This is a genomic window from Pseudomonas sp. MIL9, from assembly GCF_016887925.1.
Classification (GTDB): domain Bacteria; phylum Pseudomonadota; class Gammaproteobacteria; order Pseudomonadales; family Pseudomonadaceae; genus Aquipseudomonas; species Aquipseudomonas mohnii.
In genome coordinates, this window is sequence record NZ_JAFEHE010000013.1 from 87,669 (window position 1) to 104,622 (window position 16,954).

17 protein-coding genes are annotated in these 16,954 nt (G+C 61.7%); 6 read left to right on the forward strand and 11 right to left on the reverse strand.

Going from position 1 to position 16,954, the window contains the following annotated elements; translation table 11 throughout:
* Positions 1-4 precede the first annotated feature (4 nt).
* Both JQF37_RS16010 and JQF37_RS16015 read left to right on the forward strand, forming a co-directional pair.
* On the forward strand, positions 5-562 hold the full coding sequence (locus JQF37_RS16010; protein WP_130206436.1) for a DUF4136 domain-containing protein: 558 nt from the start codon (positions 5-7) through the stop codon (positions 560-562).
* A 107-nt stretch (positions 563-669) separates the two neighbouring features.
* Positions 670-2,592 (forward strand): pilus assembly protein TadG-related protein, encoded by a 1,923-nt coding sequence (locus JQF37_RS16015; protein WP_130206438.1) that lies wholly within the window; start codon positions 670-672, stop codon positions 2,590-2,592.
* Here the strand turns inward: JQF37_RS16015 and JQF37_RS16020 are convergent.
* Positions 2,577-5,330 (reverse strand): ATP-binding protein, encoded by a 2,754-nt coding sequence (locus tag JQF37_RS16020; RefSeq protein WP_130206440.1) that lies wholly within the window; start codon positions 5,328-5,330, stop codon positions 2,577-2,579. The genes JQF37_RS16015 and JQF37_RS16020 overlap by 16 nt on opposite strands.
* Entirely contained in the window at positions 5,327-5,767 is a 441-nt protein-coding gene (locus tag JQF37_RS16025; RefSeq protein WP_130206442.1) for a TadE/TadG family type IV pilus assembly protein, read from the reverse strand. Before JQF37_RS16025 ends, JQF37_RS16020 begins: the two co-directional genes overlap by 4 nt.
* Before the next feature lie 74 nt (positions 5,768-5,841).
* Here JQF37_RS16025 and JQF37_RS16030 point away from each other — a divergent pair, with 74 nt between their 5' ends.
* Positions 5,842-6,351 (forward strand): A24 family peptidase, encoded by a 510-nt coding sequence (locus JQF37_RS16030; protein ID WP_130206444.1) that lies wholly within the window; start codon positions 5,842-5,844, stop codon positions 6,349-6,351.
* A 62-nt stretch (positions 6,352-6,413) separates the two neighbouring features.
* A complete protein-coding gene (locus tag JQF37_RS16035; protein ID WP_130206446.1) occupies positions 6,414-7,205 on the forward strand; it encodes a response regulator transcription factor in 792 nt (263 codons plus the stop codon).
* A 277-nt stretch (positions 7,206-7,482) separates the two neighbouring features.
* Here JQF37_RS16035 and JQF37_RS16040 read toward each other — a convergent pair whose 3' ends face one another.
* From JQF37_RS16040 to cpaB, 8 genes are read right to left on the reverse strand one after another with little or no spacing between them, the layout of a single operon-like run.
* Positions 7,483-7,758 (reverse strand): DUF3613 domain-containing protein, encoded by a 276-nt coding sequence (locus JQF37_RS16040; protein ID WP_130206448.1) that lies wholly within the window; start codon positions 7,756-7,758, stop codon positions 7,483-7,485.
* Positions 7,759-7,770: 12 nt separating this feature from the next.
* The gene (locus tag JQF37_RS16045) at positions 7,771-8,484 is read right to left on the reverse strand and encodes a tetratricopeptide repeat protein (RefSeq protein WP_130206450.1); all 714 of its coding nucleotides are present in this window, start codon (positions 8,482-8,484) and stop codon (positions 7,771-7,773) included.
* Between the two features lie 10 nt (positions 8,485-8,494).
* Positions 8,495-9,385 carry a type II secretion system F family protein gene (locus tag JQF37_RS16050; RefSeq protein WP_130206452.1) on the reverse strand — a complete coding sequence of 297 codons (891 nt, stop codon included), beginning with the start codon at positions 9,383-9,385 and terminating at the stop codon, positions 8,495-8,497.
* A complete protein-coding gene (locus tag JQF37_RS16055; protein ID WP_130206454.1) occupies positions 9,382-10,266 on the reverse strand; it encodes a type II secretion system F family protein in 885 nt (294 codons plus the stop codon). Before JQF37_RS16055 ends, JQF37_RS16050 begins: the two co-directional genes overlap by 4 nt.
* 10 nt (positions 10,267-10,276) lie before the next feature.
* Entirely contained in the window at positions 10,277-11,557 is a 1,281-nt protein-coding gene (locus tag JQF37_RS16060; protein ID WP_130206456.1) for a CpaF family protein, read from the reverse strand.
* Positions 11,554-12,741: a pilus assembly protein gene (locus JQF37_RS16065; RefSeq protein ID WP_130206458.1), complete on the reverse strand. Its 1,188-nt coding sequence runs from the start codon at positions 12,739-12,741 to the stop codon at positions 11,554-11,556. Before JQF37_RS16065 ends, JQF37_RS16060 begins: the two co-directional genes overlap by 4 nt.
* Positions 12,738-14,000: a type II and III secretion system protein family protein gene (locus tag JQF37_RS16070; RefSeq protein ID WP_130206460.1), complete on the reverse strand. Its 1,263-nt coding sequence runs from the start codon at positions 13,998-14,000 to the stop codon at positions 12,738-12,740. The genes JQF37_RS16065 and JQF37_RS16070 overlap by 4 nt, the downstream gene beginning before the upstream one ends.
* A 21-nt stretch (positions 14,001-14,021) precedes the next feature.
* Positions 14,022-14,975: a Flp pilus assembly protein CpaB gene (gene cpaB / locus JQF37_RS16075; protein WP_130206462.1), complete on the reverse strand. Its 954-nt coding sequence runs from the start codon at positions 14,973-14,975 to the stop codon at positions 14,022-14,024.
* Between the two features lie 324 nt (positions 14,976-15,299).
* On the opposite strand from cpaB, the gene JQF37_RS16080 reads away from it, so the two are divergent.
* The gene (locus JQF37_RS16080) at positions 15,300-15,500 is read left to right on the forward strand and encodes a Flp family type IVb pilin (RefSeq protein ID WP_130206464.1); all 201 of its coding nucleotides are present in this window, start codon (positions 15,300-15,302) and stop codon (positions 15,498-15,500) included.
* 68 nt (positions 15,501-15,568) lie between these two features.
* Entirely contained in the window at positions 15,569-15,982 is a 414-nt protein-coding gene (locus JQF37_RS16085; protein ID WP_130206466.1) for a response regulator, read from the forward strand.
* A gap of 115 nt (positions 15,983-16,097) precedes the next feature.
* On the opposite strand, the gene JQF37_RS16090 is transcribed toward JQF37_RS16085, so the two are convergent.
* Entirely contained in the window at positions 16,098-16,952 is an 855-nt protein-coding gene (locus tag JQF37_RS16090) for a MaoC/PaaZ C-terminal domain-containing protein (protein WP_204149694.1), read from the reverse strand.
* Positions 16,953-16,954 lie beyond the last annotated feature (2 nt).

Here is a 16,954-nt window from a genome sequence, read left to right on the forward strand (position 1 = left end):
CATCATGTTCCGCCGTTTCGTTTTACTGGCAGTGGCCGCGCTGCTCAGTGCCTGCGCCGCCAACCAGGTCAATCATGACTACGACGCCAGCCGCGACTTCTCCGCCTATCGCAGCTGGAGCTGGAAAGAACCTGCCCTGCAATATCGCCCCGATGACCCGCGGATCAAGAGTGACCTGACCGAACAGCGCGTGCGCCAGTCGGTCACCGATCAATTGGATCAGCGTGGCCTGCGCCCGGCTGCCGCCGGCGCCAAGGGCGATTTGAACGTGCAGACCTACCTGATTGTCGAGGAACGCCAGCAGCAGATCACCACCAACTATGGCGGCGGTTGGGGCAACCCCTGGAACGGCTATTGGGGCGCGCCGATGTACAACGAAACCCGCGTGGTCCCCTACAAGGTCGCCACCCTCCAGATCGATCTGTTCGATGGCAAGGACGGCAAACTGGTGTGGCGCGGCAGTGACGAGCAGATACTCAGCCGCACACCGAACCCTTCGGACCGCAGCGACGCGATACGCGAAACGGTCACCCGGATACTTTCCAACTATCCCCCACGATAATTGCAAGACGGCACTGGCGAGTTGCCAGCAGTCTTGCCAAGCCATGTCTACACTGCTTCACACCAACGGAGGTAGCGCTCGGCAGTGCGCCGGCAAAGGAGTGCTCGATGTCTCCCTGCTTGCAGTTTCGCGGTCCGGCCCGGCAACGGGGGGCGATTGGTTTGATGGCTGCCGGTACGCTGGCGCTGGCGCTGGGTTTCATGCTGTTGGTGATCGATAGCGGCAGGCTTTACCTGGAGCAGCGCAAACTGCAGCGCGTAGCAGACACCGCCGCACTGGAGGCGGTGACCCGCGATGGCAACTGCTTGTCCGGGGCGAGTGCCACCGCTTACGCCACCCAAAGCGCTACCCGTAACGGTTTTACCGTCAACGCCGACAATACGCTGACCGTCAGTTGCGGCACCTTGCAGATCGGCGCCGATCACTTGCGCGCGTTCAGCGCCGACCCGAAGAAGTCCGCTGCCGTCCAGGTCATCGCCACCCGCACGGTGGCCACCAGCGTCGCGGCCGGTATCGGCGCGTTGCTCTCCGGTGGGCCGGCCAGCCTCACGACCCGGCTCAGCGCCACGGCCGTCGCCGCCGAGCCCAAGATCTCACTGGCGCAATTGAGCATCCGCAGCACCCTGTTGGGCGTCGATAGCTCACAGTCCAGCCTCTTGAATCCGCTGTTCTCGACGCTGCTGGGGGGCAATGTCAACCTGACCGTTGGCGGCTGGGATGGCTTGGTCAAGACCGATATCAACCTGCTCAAATTCATGGACCAACTCGCCATCGAACTGGGCGTGTCGGCCGGCAACTACACCACACTGTTGAACACGCAAGGCAACGTCACCCAGTTCATCAAGGCCGCGGCCACCGTGGTGAACCTCAACGGCGCCACGGCGGCCGTCACCACCGCGTTGGCCAACTTGCAGGTAGCGGCCACCAGCGCTTCGCCCATCAAACTGGGTGATTTGCTTCAGCTGCAAACCGGAACGCAGGCGGCAGGGCTGGACGCTACGGTGCAGTTGTTTCAATTGATTCAGGGGTTCGTTCAACTGGCCAACAAGAACAGCGCGGTGACTGCTGTGTTGCCAGTCAATGTATTGGGACTGGCGGGCGTGACCACCCGCATCAAGGTCATTCAACCGCCGCAATTCTCGGCGGTCGGCGACCCGGCGCTGGCGAAAGCAGCGCCGCTGGGCGTGAACAGAATCTACGTGCGCACTGCGCAGGTTCGCATCCTGGTGTCGGTGGACCTGTCGGTGATCAATGCCGTGCTGCAGTTGGTCAACTCGCTGTTGAGCCCGGTGGTGGGGCTGGTCAACACACTGCTGGCGCCCGGTTGTCTCCTGGGCAATTGCACCCAGACCGACCTGCAGATACTGCCCAATGGGCTCAACCTCGATCTGGGCATTGAAGCCGGCACGGGCAGCAGTTACGTCACGGACTATTCCTGCGCCAGCCCGACCAACAAAAGCCTCACCGCCACCACCAACATTTCCGCAGTGCAGGTCAAGGTCGGCCAGATCGACGACGCCATCTGGCTATCGTCGTCGCCGGCTCAAAGCCTGTCGCCGCTGACGCTGGTCGATATCGGTTCGAAAACCTGCAATTTCTCAGGGTGTGGCGCACGAACCCCTTTCGGCGGTGGCGGCAGCGAAATCATGATCGACAGCCCGGTCGCCGGCACCACCGAGCCCAATTACACCTTTGCCAACCCCCATGAGATCAATGTGTCTCCGGACCCGACGCACCCGGTGATGGTCTCGGGTGTGGTCGGCAGTCTGAAGGGCACGCTCGGCGGGATCACGCTGATTCAACACACGCCCACCATCGGCAGTCTGTTGGGCAGTTTGTTGAGTACGTTGCTGTCGACGCTGTCCGACGTCGTCGCGCTTTTGGCATCGGCCATCGGTGGCCTGTTGGCGCCGCTGGTCGACCCGATCGTGAACAGCCTGCTGATGAACCTGGGGATCGACATCAACAAGGTTGACGTCGGCTTCAACCTGACCTGCGGCGAGAAAGGCAAAGCCTACCTGGTGATCTGATCCTCCTGCACAACCGGCAACTCGATACAGAACCGCGCACCCTCGGTGGAGTTGCGCACGCTCAGTTTGCCCCCCATGTTTTCGACGATGCCGTAGCTCACCGACAGGCCGAGTCCGGTGCCGATGCCGACCGGTTTGGTGGTGAAGAACGGCTCGAAAATCCGTTCCAGCAGTCGCGGGTCGATGCCGCCGCCGTTGTCCTCGACCCACAGGCGCACCGACTGCGGGTCCCGTTCGGCGTACACCGCGATCCACGGTTTGAATTCGGGGTGGGTTTCGCGCTTGCTCAGCAATGCATCCCGGGCGTTGACCATCAGGTTGATCAATACCTGCTCGAGCTGATCGACGTAACCGCGCACCTGCACCTCGAACCCGGTTTCGCTGATGCGCAGTTCCACCCCTTTGCCACGCATGCCTTCGGCCAACAGCGACAGCGTGCCTTCGATGGCCTGGGCCGGATTGAACGGTTGTTGCTCGATCTCCGAGCGGCGGCCGAACACCCGCATGTGATCGACTACCCGAGCGGCGCGCTGTACCTGCGCATCGATGCGATTGAGTTTGTCGGTCAGGTAATCGACCTGCACGTCACCGTTGCCCAGGCGCTTGAGCACATTGATGATCGCCATGCGCATCACGTTCAGAGGCTGGTTGATTTCGTGGGCCAGGCCGGTGGCCATTTCGCCGAGGGTGGCCATTTTTGCGCTTTGGGTCAGTTGCTGCTGGGAACGCCGGACTTCGGTGTTGTCGCGGCCCACGGCCTGAATCTCCTGCAACTGGCCCTGTTCGTCGAACACCCCGCGATCCGACCAGACCCACCAGGCATGCTCTCGACCCGGCAATTGCAGGTTGATTTCCGCGGTGCTGACCGGGAACTCCGGGCTGAGGCGGGTCAGGCGCTGGAGGAAGGATTCGCGCTGTTGCGCCGACATCCAGTTGCCCAGGTTCAGCCCCGGCAGTTGCTCGGGCGTGCACTCCAGATACGCCGCCAGTGGCCGGTTGCCGAAGGTCAGTGACAGGTCCGGGCGATATCGGCAGATCATCGCCGGGGAGTCTTCCACCAGAATCCGATAGCGCTCTTCGCTTTGCTTGACCTGTTCGGCCGCCACGGTCGCTTCGGTGACATCCAGCCACAGGCCCACGGCTTCCACCGGCAGTCCCAGGTCATCGCGCAAAAGCTTGGCCTCATCGAGCAACCAGTGGTAATCGCCACGACTGTCACGCAGTCGATAGCGGGCGCGCACCGAGCCTTCGCGTAGCAGTTGCCGGGTGCGCTCGAAATAACGATCACGGTCTTCGGGGTGAACCCGATCCACCAACGCAGTCGTGGCGCAATCGGTGAGCGTCCAGCCGAGCAACGGCAGCAGGCTGTCGCTGAAGAACGTCGGTTGCAGCGCGCCTTCCCCATAGCGCTGCACGTAAATCACCGCGGGCGAACTGGCGATCAGATTGTCCAGGCGTGCGTGCGCGGCGGCGGCGTGTTGTTCCTGGTTTTTGATGTCGCTGATGTCGAGCATGAAGCCCACCAGGCGCCGATGGCGGCCGACACCCAGGGCCTGGCCTTGCAAGCGATACCAGCTCGGCGGCAGTGCGGCGTCGGGGCGATACGAACGCACGCACAGCAGTAACGGCGTGCCTTCGTCCAGCAGGTCTTGCAAGCGACTGCGCAGTTCTTCGCGGTCGGCGGGATGCACCTGATCGAGCCAGTCGTTCAGCGGTAAACGCCCGCTGGCAAGGTTCAGGGTGTTGGCCAGCGAGGGCGCCAGTTGCACCTCGGCCCTGTCGCTGAACACTTCCCACCAGCCGGTGCCGAGCAAAGCCTGCAGTGATTCCAGGCGCTCCATTTGCAGGTGGTGCCGTTGCTCGCGCGAGCGTTCCAACAAGGGACCGGCGAGCGCTGAGGCGAACTGCAGCCAATCGCGCTCGCTGACATCGGGCGCCCGTTGCTGCACCGGATAGCAACCACACAGCAACCAGGCTGCCACGCCTTGAGCATCGTGATACGGCACGACGAACCCTTCGGCATTGCCAAAGATGACTTGCAGACGGGGGTGTTCGACAGGGTTCAGGTGCTGCGGTGCCGAGCCGTTCAGGCTGTCCAGGCCGGTCCCCAGCCGCTGTCCGGTGTGCCACAGTTGCGGCGCATCGAAGCCTGCAAAGTGCTGGTGAATCTGCCAGCCCTGTTCTTGTTCGTCGAGCAATGCCAGGGCGATGCAGGGGACGTGAAAACGCTGGGCCAGGCTTTGCAGTTGATCGGACAGGACTTCGGGCAAGCGCGTCAGGCTGCACAGGCGCAACTGCTCGCCAATCTGCACCGCGAGCAATCGGCATTGTTCGCTCACCCGCGATTGCCGGCGCTCGAGCAGCAGATCGCCGATGTCCAGCAATTGCAGGAGCCAGGCATCGGCCAACGGCTGGACCCAGCCGCGCAGGTGCAGGGTTTGACCACTGAGTGTGTAGAAGTCCAGGTCCAGGGCCTGGCCCTGCCAATCGGCGGGGGAGCCTTCGACGACGAGGCCACAGTGCGGGAGCAAAAAGTCGAGCAGATGCGGGGGCCGGGCGCCGGGTACCTGCTGGGCCAGCGCGTGTCGCAGCGGTCCGGTCAGGTGTAACACGCGACCTTCGGTGTCCAGATGCATCTGTAAGCCGACACCGGGCATGCTCGGCGCTTGCAGGGCCTCCAGGGGCGGAGGCGGGTGGCGGTTGAGCAAACGCCCGAAGAGTTTATCCCCGGCACTCAAAATTGCAGGCTCGAACTGGCGGTGAGGGTCGCGGGCAAATCAGGCACTTGACCTATTCCCGGCAGGTTCAGAAACGGAATGACGGCATTCAATTTAGTGGTGGGGTAGTTGATGCTCACCTTCAGGACTCCGCCGACATAGGTGGTGGTGGCGTCAGTAGCAACGTCGAAGTTCAGTCCCGCAGGAATCCACGCCAGTTGCCGGGTCAGTTCCTGCGTGGCGGTGGACTTCAACTGGGCTTCGTAACCGGGAGTATTCGGGTCCAGTGCCACGCTCCGGCGCACGGCTTCGGCCGTCGACTGGTTGAACGACTGCATCAGCAGCAGCGGCAGGCTGTAAGTGACAATCGCGTAAAACACGCCGAAAAAGATGACGAAGACCAAGGCGAACTCAATCGCTGCGGCTCCTTTTTGCTTGCGGGGGAAGCTGGTTTTCATGAGTGCGTCTACCCTGACATCACTAGGTAATGTCAGCATAGAATCATTCAGCCAAAACGGACGTTTTTTACCGGATGCAGAGCCTTGTCCTACTGATCTGGCTGACGCTATGCGCAGCGCAGGATGCCCGGGAGCGGCACATCGCCAATGGCTTGACCCTTGGCGCAGGGGCGTTGGCCCTGGCATGGATGCTGTGGAGCGCAACCACCTGGGTGGGAGCACCCGCCGAGCAGGGCGGCTGGGCAGCCCTGTTGGCGCTGGCATTCACCCTGCCCGGTTATGCGTTACGACGCCTGGGCGCCGGGGATGTGAAACTCATGACCGCCCTGGGTCTGGCGACCGATGGTCGGCATGTGCTGGGCGTGTTCATCGGTGCCGGACTGGCCAGTGTGTGCTGGCTGCTGCTGGCGCCAAGCGTCTGGCTCCATGTCGGTCAAAGGCTTAGAGGACGCCTTCGCTATCTGCAGCCTGGAATGTCAAAAAAACAACCCTTCGCGCCGTTTTTGCTCGTGGGCTTGTTGCTGACATTGGCTGTGTTTCGTTTTTTTACAGAGTCGGAAAGTGCGACTACTTTCATTCAGTAGTTGTACAGCCCTGAGCTGTGATTGGAAGTACGGTCAGCCTTTGACCTGGCAGGGAGTTGCACGTGAGCAAGCGTACCTCGGCAGTAAAAGTCCTTGTGGTCGACGATCAGCCATTCATCGTTGAAGAACTCTGCGAATTTCTTGAGAGCCGCGGCTACCGTTCCGTTGCCTGCGGGTCCAGCCATCAAGCCATCGAACGCTTCAACGAAGACCCTGATATCGGCCTGGTGCTTTGTGATTTGCACATGCCGGGTCTGGACGGCATTCAACTGGTTCTGGAGCTGCAACGGCTGTCGGGCAAACACCGCGCGTTCGAGGCGATCATGCTGACCGGGCATGCGGACAAGCAGGATGTGATCAAGGCGTTGCGTGCCGGTTTTGCCGATTACTACCAGAAGCCGATTGATCTGACGGAGCTGCTCGAAGGCTTGCAGCGGCAGGAACTGGTCTTGCAGGAACGGCACAAGGCACTGCAACTGGGACACCTGGATCAGAAGCTGCAGTACCTGTCCGAGTCGATCGAGGACCTGTATCAGGACCTGGACAAGGTTCGCCGGACTCCGCTTTCGTCGGGTTCGGTGGAGTCGGGCGATGAGGCCGTCAGCGAAGCGGATCGGGTAGAGATCCCGGCGATTTTCAATCAGTTGTCGCCCAGGCAACTGGATGTGGCGCGGCTGGTGGGCAAAGGGCTGACCAATTATCAGATTGCCTGTGAGTTGGGGATCACCGAGAACACGGTGAAGCTGTATGTGTCCCAGGTGCTGCGGTTGACCCATATGCATAATCGGACGCAGTTGGCGTTGGCGCTTTCGCCGAGCGGTTCCGGGTTGCGGCAGCGGGTTACGGCGCACTGAATATGCCATCGGTTTTTTGGATAGCGTACATATCCGTTTCCGCGGTAACGGCGACTTATGGTTTCGCCCTTACGGCGACTCACTTTTTTACAAGCGCCTAAAAAAAGTAAGCAAAAAACGCTCGCCCTGATGAGTGGTGAAGGGCGACCACGATCCCCTGTGGGAGCTGGCTTGCCAGCGAAGAGGACCTCAAGCGCGATGCACGACTCAAGGACGGCTTCGCCGGCAAGCCGGCTATACAGGAATGCGCCCGTTCCTCAACCGCAAACAACCAGCACTAATTCCCCGATCCGCTACTCACCTTCCCGCCCGCATCCTGATCAAAGAACTGCGGGATCTCGTGCTGATAGGTTTTCAGCCAGCGTTGCATCGTCAGTTCCCGTTCGGTTGCGGTAGCGGTTTGCAGTTTTTGCGAGGCGGCGTTCTTGCTGCTTTGCAGTTGCAGCCAGCCTTCGGTTTCCTGTTGTTGTGGCGAGTTCGGGCCGGGGTCGATGGCGTGGCTGGTGAGGGGCAGGGCCAGCAGGCCGAGGCAGCAGAGGGTGGTCGGTTTCATCCTGGGTTCTCCCTACTGAAGGGCGGGTGCGGTGGCGACGGCGACTTGCGCGGCGACGGTCGGGGCGGACTTGGCTGGCGCCTTGAGTCTTTGCGCGCGGGCCTGGGCCTCGGTGACCTGGGCGGGGCTCAGGCCGAGACGGCTGACCAGTTCGGCGGCGCGGCTCCAGTCGTCCTGATAGATCAGCAACGTCACCAGGTTCAGGCCTGCCAATGTGTTGTTTTGCTTGAGTTCAAGGGCGGTGAGGAATTCGAACCGGGCGTCTTCGACACGCAATTGATTGAGGTACACCACACCGAGGTCGTTGCGGATTTTTTCGTCGGTGGGCGCCAGGCGTGCCGCCCGTTGCAGGTGGGACTGGGCCTGGCCGTTGTCGCCCCGTGCGGCAGCAAGTTGACCCAGGCCATGTTCGGCCTCGGCCGCCTTGCAGCCGCCAAGCAGGCTGCGGTACAGCGGCTCGGCTTCGTTGCGGCCCAGCAGTCGATAGACCTTGGCCTTGCGCAAGCGCACATCGGCCAGGTTGTCCGGCAGGTTCTGCAGATTGGCCAGGCTGGCGTGCAGCTTGCCGTCATTGGCCATGTCGTCCGCAAGGTTCAGCGACAGCTGTTCTTCGGAACTCAACTTGCCGCAACTGGCGGAGTCGGTCAGGGCGTTCCAGGGTGTCTGGCCGTTGCTCGCGCAGCCGCCCAGCAACAGCAGACTCAAACCGGCAATCACTACTTTCATCACGATCCCTCTAGGAAGCAAAGGCCCGGGTCAGGGCGGTGAGGCCCGGGCCGGCCAGTACGATCAATAACGCCGGGAAGAGGAACAGCATCATCACGACGGACATTTTGGCGGACATCTTGGAAATGTATTCCTGCAAGCGCGTCAGGCGCCGGTCATCGAGCAACAGCTTGAGCGCCAGCAGCGACTTCATCGCACCGCCGCCCTGATGGATCAGCTGTTGCAGAATCACGCAGGTGTCGGTGAACTCATCCACCCCCAGCAAGCGGCTCGCCTTGTTCAGTTCATCGCCCAGCTCCAGGCCGGAATCGACCCGGGCCAACACCAGGCGCAGTTCATGGGTGAGCGTTGGCATCAGCTGTTTGCCGTCGTTGCTCAACACACGCAGCGATTGCTCCACGGCCATGCCTGATTCGAACAGGATGCGCAGCAACGGAATGAAGGTGGAAATCTCGATCGCCAGTTTTTTCTTCCGATGCTGCGCAGCCGCCGCCAGCAGGCGTTTGGGCAGCAGATAGCCCATGCCGGTGGCAAACGTCGGCGCGACCCAGCGATTGGCGACGTGCGCAAAGAACAGCTCTTGAATCAGCACACTCAGGGCCAGTGCCAGCACCGGCACGCCGACCTGGAACGCCGCATACAGGGCGCGTTTGCGCGCGGTGCGCCAGCCGAGGCCGTTGAGCAGTGTCTGGGTTTCGTTATCGAGTTTGACCGACTGCTGGCCCAGCCGACTGGCGCCCAGGGCCAGCAGCCACTGGCTCAAGCGTGGCTCGCTCGGCGCCTTGCCGTCCAGTCGTCGCACCACTTGCCGCGCACGCCGACGCAGTTCCAGCACGACGCTGAACAACAGCAGCGATGCCAACAGAAACAGCAGTGAGCTCAGCAACATGGACAGGTTCATAGGCTACGCAACATCCGCCACAGTGCCAGACAGCCGAACACCTGCAAGACGAGCGCGCTCACCAGCATCCATTGCCCGGAGCCGTCGTTCCACATGCTGAGCAGGTACCTCGGGTTGGAGATCAGAAAGTAGCCGGCGACGGTGACCGGCAGCAGTGCCAGTACCAGCGCCGTGACGCGGGTTTCGCCGGTCATGGCGCTCAATTGACGAGCCGCTTGCTCGCGTTCGCGGATCAACTTGATCAGGTTTTCCAGCAGCTCGCTGGCGTTGCCGCCGTAGCGGTGGTTGACCTTCAGGCCCAGGGCGAACAGGCGCAGTTCGTCTTTGTCGTACAGCTCGGCGAAGTCCGAGGCGGCGTCGGGCAGGCTGACGCCCAACTGCACACTGCGTTGCACCCGGCCCAGGGCGTTTTTCAGCGGGTCTTCGGCAACGTTGATGGCGCCCAGTACCGCATCGGCCAGGGTGCGTCCGGACTTCAGGCTGCGCACCGCATGGTCAAGCAGTGTCGGCAATTGCTCGATCATGCGCTTGAGCCGGCGTTGATAGCGCCAATCGATGTACAAACGCAGAAACAGGGGCGGCAGCAGCAACGGAATGAAAAGACCGACCCAGCCGCCCGCCGCGACCCCGAGCAAAACCGCCAGCCCCCAAAGCGTCAGCCATAGCCCCAGGCGCTCCGTGGGTCGTCCGAGGCCTGCACGCAAAAAGGCGCGATCCAGTGCCACCCAGGACGATTTCTGCACCACCGGCTCCGGTTGTCCCTGGGTCAGGCGCTCCAGCACGCGCTGGGTGCCGGGCTGGCGCAACCCGCGGTAAAGCAGGCGAGCCGACAGGCCGAGCAAGGCCAGGCAAACGAGGATGAGCAGCAGCGATTTGAGCATGCTGTAACCTTCAGTACGCCGAGGGAGAGAGCGCCGATTCGCGACGCAGTTTGTCACCGGCAGGGTTGACCGCTTCGCGCATGAAACCGAAGCCGCTGCGACGGTCGAGGCGGAACAGCGTATTGGTCACATACACATCTTCACGGATGCCGATCACCTCCACGACCTCGCTGACGCAGCGACGGCCATCGGGCAAGCGCGTCAACTGGATCACCACGTCCAGCGCCGCGCAGATCATTTGCCGCAAGGTGCGTTCGGCGATGCTGCGGCCCGTCAGGCCGACCAGGGTTTCCAGGCGCAGCAGCGCATCCTGGGCATTGTTGGCGTGCACGGTGCTCATGGAACCGTCGTGCCCGGTGTTCATGGCGGTGAGCACATCGACCACTTCAACGCCGCGGATCTCGCCGAGGATGATGCGGTCCGGGCGCATCCGCAGGGCGTTGCGAATCAGGTCGCTGGACTTCACTTCGCCGTGGCCCTCGGCATTCGGCGGACGGGTCTCCAGGCGCACCACATGAGGGTGGTCCAGTTGCAGTTCGGCAATGTCCTCGATGGTCACCAGCCGTTCGTGGGGATTGATCAACTGGCTGAGAATGTTCAACAGCGTGGTCTTGCCGGTGCCGGTGCCGCCGCTGATCAGAATGTTGCAGCGCTTGCCCACGGCCTCCTTGAGGAAGTCGTAGATCGCCTGGTCGATGGTCTGCATGGTCATCAGGTCGGTGCTGTTGAGCATGTCCTGGCGGAACTTGCGGATCGACAGGCACGGGCCATCGAGGGCAATCGGTGGAATGATCGCATTGACCCGGCTGCCGTCCGGCAGGCGCGCATCGACCATCGGCGACGACTCGTCGAGCCGCCGACCCAGGGGGGCGAGAATGCGCTGGATAACGCGTTCGACGTGGTGCGCATCGATGAAGCGCAAATCACTCTGGTGCAGCAAACCGTCGCGCTCGATGAACACCCGGTGCGGGCCGTTGACCAGAATTTCGGTCACCGCCGAATCTCGCAACAACACTTCCAGCGGGCCGAAACCGGTGAGCTCGTCGACGATCTCTTCGGCCAGGCGCTCCATCTCATAACGGGAAATCGCCAGGTGCAGGCGCGCGATGTATTCGGCCACTTTGTCGATGACGAATTGCGACAGCGCCTGCCGCGATCCTTCCAGGAGGTTTTTGCCCGACTCTTCGATGGCATCGATGATGTAGCGGTGCAGCACCAGTTTCAGGCCTTCATGGTCGGTGTTGCCGGCCACGCTGCGTTGCGCCACACCGAACAGTTTTTCGCCGCTCATTGCGCACCTCTCAAACGGCTGAACCAGGACTTGGGCTTGGCCAGGTTTTCGGAACGCTTGGCCAGGCATTCACCGAGGGTGCGCAGGCTTTGCGTAAGGACTTCCCGTGGCGCCAGTTCGAACAGGGTCACGCCCTGATTCTTGGCGTTCAGGCGCACTTCAGGGCTGTAGGCGAGGGTGGCGATGACCTCCATGCCGAAGCTTTTGCCCAGGGCGTCGGAGTCCGGCGCGACGGCGCGCAAGTAGCGATCCACCAACAGCCGCGCGTGATCGAGCTTCATGCCTTTTTCGCGCCACAGATTGAGCACTTCGAGGTTGCGACGGCAGTCGAGCACGTTCTGGTCGGTGTACCACAACAACTTGTCGCAATGGCTGACGAAGGTGCGCAGGGCTTCGCTGTCCGGTTGCCCGGTGAGGTTGACCACGATGTGCTGGAAGTGTTGGCGCAGGGCGCTGAGCAGCATGTACAACTCGGCGGCGCTGGTGTGTTCCAGCGGCTCATCGTGGCTGGCGTAGGCGAGGATTCGCACCCCGACTTCGCAACGGGTGAAGGCACTGTCGATCAGTGTCGCGTCGAGGCGGCGCAAATGCCGCAAGGCATCGCCGAAGTGAAACGAACTCTCCAGCCCGAGCAAGGCCAGGCTGTCGCCACGTGGCAGACCCAGGTCGAGCAAGAGGGTTTGCTGTCCGCTCTTCTGCACCACCTGCGCCATGTGATTGGCCAGCAGCGCGCCGTCGGCATTGCTCTGCACGCCATACAGCACGGTCAGGCCACCCAGTTGGGTGCTCGGCGTCACGGCCGGAAGGCGTTTGCTCAGGCGGCGTACCAGCCCGGCGACTTCACTGGAGCGCGAACCATACGAAACGAAATCCCGCGCCCCGGCGCGCATGGCATTGAGCACGAGCTGGTTGTCCATGCCGTCGCCCAGGGCGACGATCGCCAGCATCGGCTTGGCTTCCAGGGCGCCCTCGATCAACGCGCATTGGGCCACCACGTGTTCGCGGTCGAGACCGACGAACACCAGGCTGGCGAAGGTCACGTCCACCAGCGCCAGCAGTTCGTCGAGACTGCCGGAGCCGGCACTGACCACTTGGCCCAGCGGCGCGAGGGCGCCCTGCAGCCACTCAAGGTCAGTGTGGTTACGCGTGATCGCGAGGAAGGTCTGGCTCAGGTTCTGGCTCATTGCGATAACCCGCTGCGTTTATCGAAGTCGCCGTTTTCGAGGAAGTACAGGCGATACCAGTTGGGGTCGTAGTTGCGCAGTTTCTCCCCGGGCAACGACGGCAGCTGCGCGTTGGCGGCCAACGGCTGGACCAGGTGCGGGGTGACGATCATCAGCAGCTCGCGCTCTTCACGGCTGATCGAAGAGCTGCGGAAAAACGCGCCGAGAATCGGAATGTCACCCAGGCCCGGAAACTTGCTGACTTGCGAGCCGTTTTGCGTGCTGATCAAACCACTGATGACAAAGCTCTCGCCGTCGGCCAGGGAGATGCTGGTGTCCGTGCGGCGAATGGTGAACGCCGGCACCGTGGTGCCGCCGATGGTCACGGCATTGTTGTAGTCCAGTTCGCTGACCTCGGGGGCGACCTTGAGGGCGATCTGATCGTTGCTGACCACCGTCGGCGTGAGCGTGAGGCGGATGCCGAACTCCTTGTACTCGATGGAATAGCTGTTGCTGTTGGCGCTGGGAATCGGGATCGGGATTTCACCGCCGGCGAGAAAGCTTGCACTCTGCCCGCTGAGGGCGACCAGGCTCGGGCGTGCCAGGGTGTAGGCGAAGCCGCTGCTTTCCATGGCATTGATGATGGCGAGGAAGTTACCGCCACCGGCGACGATATTGAACACGTCGTTGGCCAGGGGAATGCTGGGTGTGGCGATGCGCGGATCGATGTTGCGCAGCGGGAGCACGCGGGGCGTCACCCCGGTATTGGGCACTGTGCCAGGGGAGCCGAACAGGAAATTCGAGTTTTTGCCATAGATCGAGGTGCTGGCTTCCTTGAGTTTGGTCCGGCTGACTTCGACGAAACGGATGTCGGTCTGCACCTGTGACGGCAGCGACGGATCATCCGATGGCAGCCGCGCGGCCCTGGTCATGGCCGCGGTGGCGCGCCCCTGGACGAACACCATGCTTTGGCGCGGTGCACTGGCGCAGGCGGTCCAGACCATCAGGCTGGTGGTGCCGGGGGCCATCCCGGTGAGCAGGAACGCCTGGTTGCCATTGACCCGAACGTCGGCGATCTTCGGGTCCCCTACGGCCAGGCGCGTGATGGGAACAGGCGATTGCAGCTCCTGTTGCTGCCCTTCGCCGATTTCCACGGTGGCGGGTAACGGGCCCAGCGCGGCACAGTTGCCGCCTGCCGCGACGGCGGCTGTCAACGGCATGCCGCCGATCAAGATGGCCCAGATCAAACCGTTGAATAACGGAATAATTCGTCTGCGCATGGAAAGGCGTCCTTGCTCGATTCAGGGGGTCTGTTGAGTGAGTTCATTGCCGCGAATGACTTCCACGCCCGATTTTTTCGGTGCGACGGGGGCACTGGCGACGACGGGTTTGGGCGGTGCGGTCATGGCCAGTTGATTGAACTGAATCAACTCGCGATTGGCGTTGGCGAGGTTGGTCGCAGAATCGCTCTCACCGGCCCAATAACGGGCCAGGCGTTTCTCATCCGCACTGCGAACTGCCAGGCGCAACACCCCGGCCTGGGTGGCGAGGAGCAGGCGACTCAACAGCGGCGCGGGAACGGCGAGCAGGACGGTACGGGCGCTGGCACGCTGTTGTTCCTGCTTGAGCTTTTCATCATTGCTGTAGGCCGGGCTGGTGGGTTGGCCATCGTTGGTCAGGCCCAACTGTTCGCCCACCCCCAGCACGCGCAATGCCGGAACCACCAATTGTGCCGAGGGTTGGGGATTGATGGCGTCCATGCGCAAAAACAGCAAGACGTCGACATAGTCCCCCGGTGCCAGTTGGCCGCCGGCATTGATGACTTCGTCTACGGATACGGCGAGCGCGCGTTCGTCAGAACGAATCATCCGCGCCAGTTTGCTGCCGGCTTCGAAGCTTTCATCACTGAGCCAGGTTCCGGCGCGCAGGCTGCGCCAGGGCGTGCGACCGATCGCCTGATCGAGACGGGTGAGGCTGCCGGCAGGGGCGGTGCGGAGTTTTTCCACGGCCACGTCGGCGGCAGTGATTTGCACGAACGGCGCGACGTCATGCAGCAGCACGACGACGGGTTGGCGGGTGTCTTCTTCCTGTGGCGCCGCTGCCTGGGGAGTGGCGGCTGTCGGGGTGACGATCCCGGTCTGTGCAACCACAGGGGCGGCGGCCGGTTGCCGGCTCAGGGTGAAGCCCCAGTAACCGGCAATGACAGCGCCCACCAGAGACAGTCCGGCAAGACCCAGAATGGCACGACTGTTCATGACGGCTCTCCCTTTCCTGCTGCGCAAAAATTTCGTATCAGAGAACGAGAAAAATTTGCAATAAGGCAGCTATGAACATTGAACTATTTCGCTATTTGACCCTAGCGCAGCTAGTGCAAAATGCCATTACCGGCACGGAAATATCTGATAAAAGTGAACGACTAACGTGAAATGTCAGGTTCTTTGACGCCAACCAAATGACTAATACTTTCGTATTAATGCGTTCTTACAGTTGTTGACCGGGTAAATGCCGACAATGCTGGTGCTGGCATAGGGGAATCATGTTGCGTTGATGCAACACCCGTGGTCATCAAGGAGAACGTCATGTCTGTTGCCAAGGTTGTTCAGAAGATCAAATCCGAGATCGATTTCTATAAAAGTCTGGCCAAAGATACCGAAGGGGCTTCAGGTATTGAGTACGCCATTGTGGCGGCGATGGTGGCGGTGGTGATTGCCGGACTCAGTACTGGTATGGGCACTTCGATCACCACCATTTTTGGAAAAATCAAAACTGCGCTGGGTTGAGTATTGGCAAGTCGCCAGGCCTAAAAACGGACGCTAATGTCAGCGCTAACCCATTCCAGGTGTTTCCTATGAACGCTCCTGTGCTTTCGCGCCAGCAACTTCTACTGGTCGACGATGAGGAAGATGCGTTACTTGAGTTGGCCGAGTTGCTGGAGGGCGAAGGCTTTATTTGCTTTACCGCGACGTCGGTGAAACTGGCGTTGCAGCATTTGACACTCCATCCGGATATTGCATTGGTCATCACCGACCTGCGCATGCCGGAGGAGAGTGGCATGTCGCTGATCAAGCGCTTGCGCGAGCATACGTCGCGCCAGCATCTGCCGGTGATTGTGATGTCCGGGCATGCGGGCATGGAGGACGTGAGTGACATGTTGCGGTTGCAGGTGCTGGACCTGTTTCGCAAGCCGATCTATCACGTACGGCTGTTGGAGACGTTGAACAACCTGTTTCCACTGCCGCGGCTTCAGTTGGTTTATCCCTGAATGTCGCTGTCTGGGTCTGGCGATCTGTCGACGGCTGGCTGACCGGCGAAGGCGGCGAGTAGAACACGACTCCCTGCAACGTCCTTCGCCAGCACTGCGTCTTCTTCAGACGTTGTCAGGCGAGCGGCCGCCAATGCCCAGTCATGTGCTCCAGCTCTCCGGCGCCGATCAAGCGCAGATCGCCACTCGACCCCGCCGCACTGGCGAGCAACGTCACCTCGCTGGGCAGGCGTACCGGTTTCTGGAATTGCACCATGATCTCGAGGTTCGCCGTCGACAGGTGATCGGCCAGCGCGGCCAGGGTGCGCGCCTTGTTCCACAAACCATGGGCGATGGCCGAAGGAAACCCGAACAGTTTGGCGCTGGCGGCACTCAGGTGAATCGGGTTGTAGTCGCCGGACACCTTGGCGTACTGCCGGCCGATATCCGCGGGCGCTTTCCAGTGCGCGACTTCGCTCAGCGGCAGTGTCGAGGCCAACACCTGCTCGACGGGCTCACCCTCCAGCTTGACGCCGCGACAGAGCATCCGGCTTTCAGCTTCCCACAGCGACCCGAGTTGATCGTCGAGGGTGGTCACCAGGTCGAAGGTCGCACCCTTGGCGTGGGGTTGCAGGTTCTGCACTTGCACGCTGACCCGGACCCGATTGACCCCGCCCAGCGGCCGCAGTATGCGTATGCGATTGCTCAGATGAATCAGCCCCAGCAACGGAAACGGAAAGTCCTTGGCGGTCAGCAATTGCATCTGCAAGGCGAACGCGAGGATGTGCGGATAAGTCGGTGGCAGCAAACCATCGTCGGCGAACCCGCAGACCTTGCGATAGGCCGCCAGGTGTTGCGGATCGACATTGATCCAGCAGCGCAAACCGGCATCGGGCAGGGTGGTGCCGCTGATTTTGCGTCGCGTCGCCGCACGTAGATACAGCCCCGGCAGGCTCGGCTCGCGGTTGAGTGTGTGCCAGTCAGTGATCATGC

Coding starts and splice junctions, on each gene's coding strand:
- JQF37_RS16010 (WP_130206436.1), top strand. CDS start 5: ATGTTCCGCCGTTTCGTTTTACTGGCAGTGGCCGCGCTGCTCAGTGCC.
- JQF37_RS16015 (WP_130206438.1), top strand. CDS start 670: ATGTCTCCCTGCTTGCAGTTTCGCGGTCCGGCCCGGCAACGGGGGGCG.
- JQF37_RS16025 (WP_130206442.1), bottom strand. CDS start 5,767: ATGAAAACCAGCTTCCCCCGCAAGCAAAAAGGAGCCGCAGCGATTGAG.
- JQF37_RS16030 (WP_130206444.1), top strand. CDS start 5,842: ATGCAGAGCCTTGTCCTACTGATCTGGCTGACGCTATGCGCAGCGCAG.
- JQF37_RS16040 (WP_130206448.1), bottom strand. CDS start 7,758: ATGAAACCGACCACCCTCTGCTGCCTCGGCCTGCTGGCCCTGCCCCTC.
- JQF37_RS16045 (WP_130206450.1), bottom strand. CDS start 8,484: ATGAAAGTAGTGATTGCCGGTTTGAGTCTGCTGTTGCTGGGCGGCTGC.
- JQF37_RS16050 (WP_130206452.1), bottom strand. CDS start 9,385: ATGAACCTGTCCATGTTGCTGAGCTCACTGCTGTTTCTGTTGGCATCG.
- JQF37_RS16055 (WP_130206454.1), bottom strand. CDS start 10,266: ATGCTCAAATCGCTGCTGCTCATCCTCGTTTGCCTGGCCTTGCTCGGC.
- JQF37_RS16060 (WP_130206456.1), bottom strand. CDS start 11,557: ATGAGCGGCGAAAAACTGTTCGGTGTGGCGCAACGCAGCGTGGCCGGC.
- JQF37_RS16065 (WP_130206458.1), bottom strand. CDS start 12,741: ATGAGCCAGAACCTGAGCCAGACCTTCCTCGCGATCACGCGTAACCAC.
- JQF37_RS16070 (WP_130206460.1), bottom strand. CDS start 14,000: ATGCGCAGACGAATTATTCCGTTATTCAACGGTTTGATCTGGGCCATC.
- cpaB (WP_130206462.1), bottom strand. CDS start 14,975: ATGAACAGTCGTGCCATTCTGGGTCTTGCCGGACTGTCTCTGGTGGGC.
- JQF37_RS16080 (WP_130206464.1), top strand. CDS start 15,300: ATGTCTGTTGCCAAGGTTGTTCAGAAGATCAAATCCGAGATCGATTTC.
- JQF37_RS16085 (WP_130206466.1), top strand. CDS start 15,569: ATGAACGCTCCTGTGCTTTCGCGCCAGCAACTTCTACTGGTCGACGAT.
- JQF37_RS16090 (WP_204149694.1), bottom strand. CDS start 16,952: ATGATCACTGACTGGCACACACTCAACCGCGAGCCGAGCCTGCCGGGG.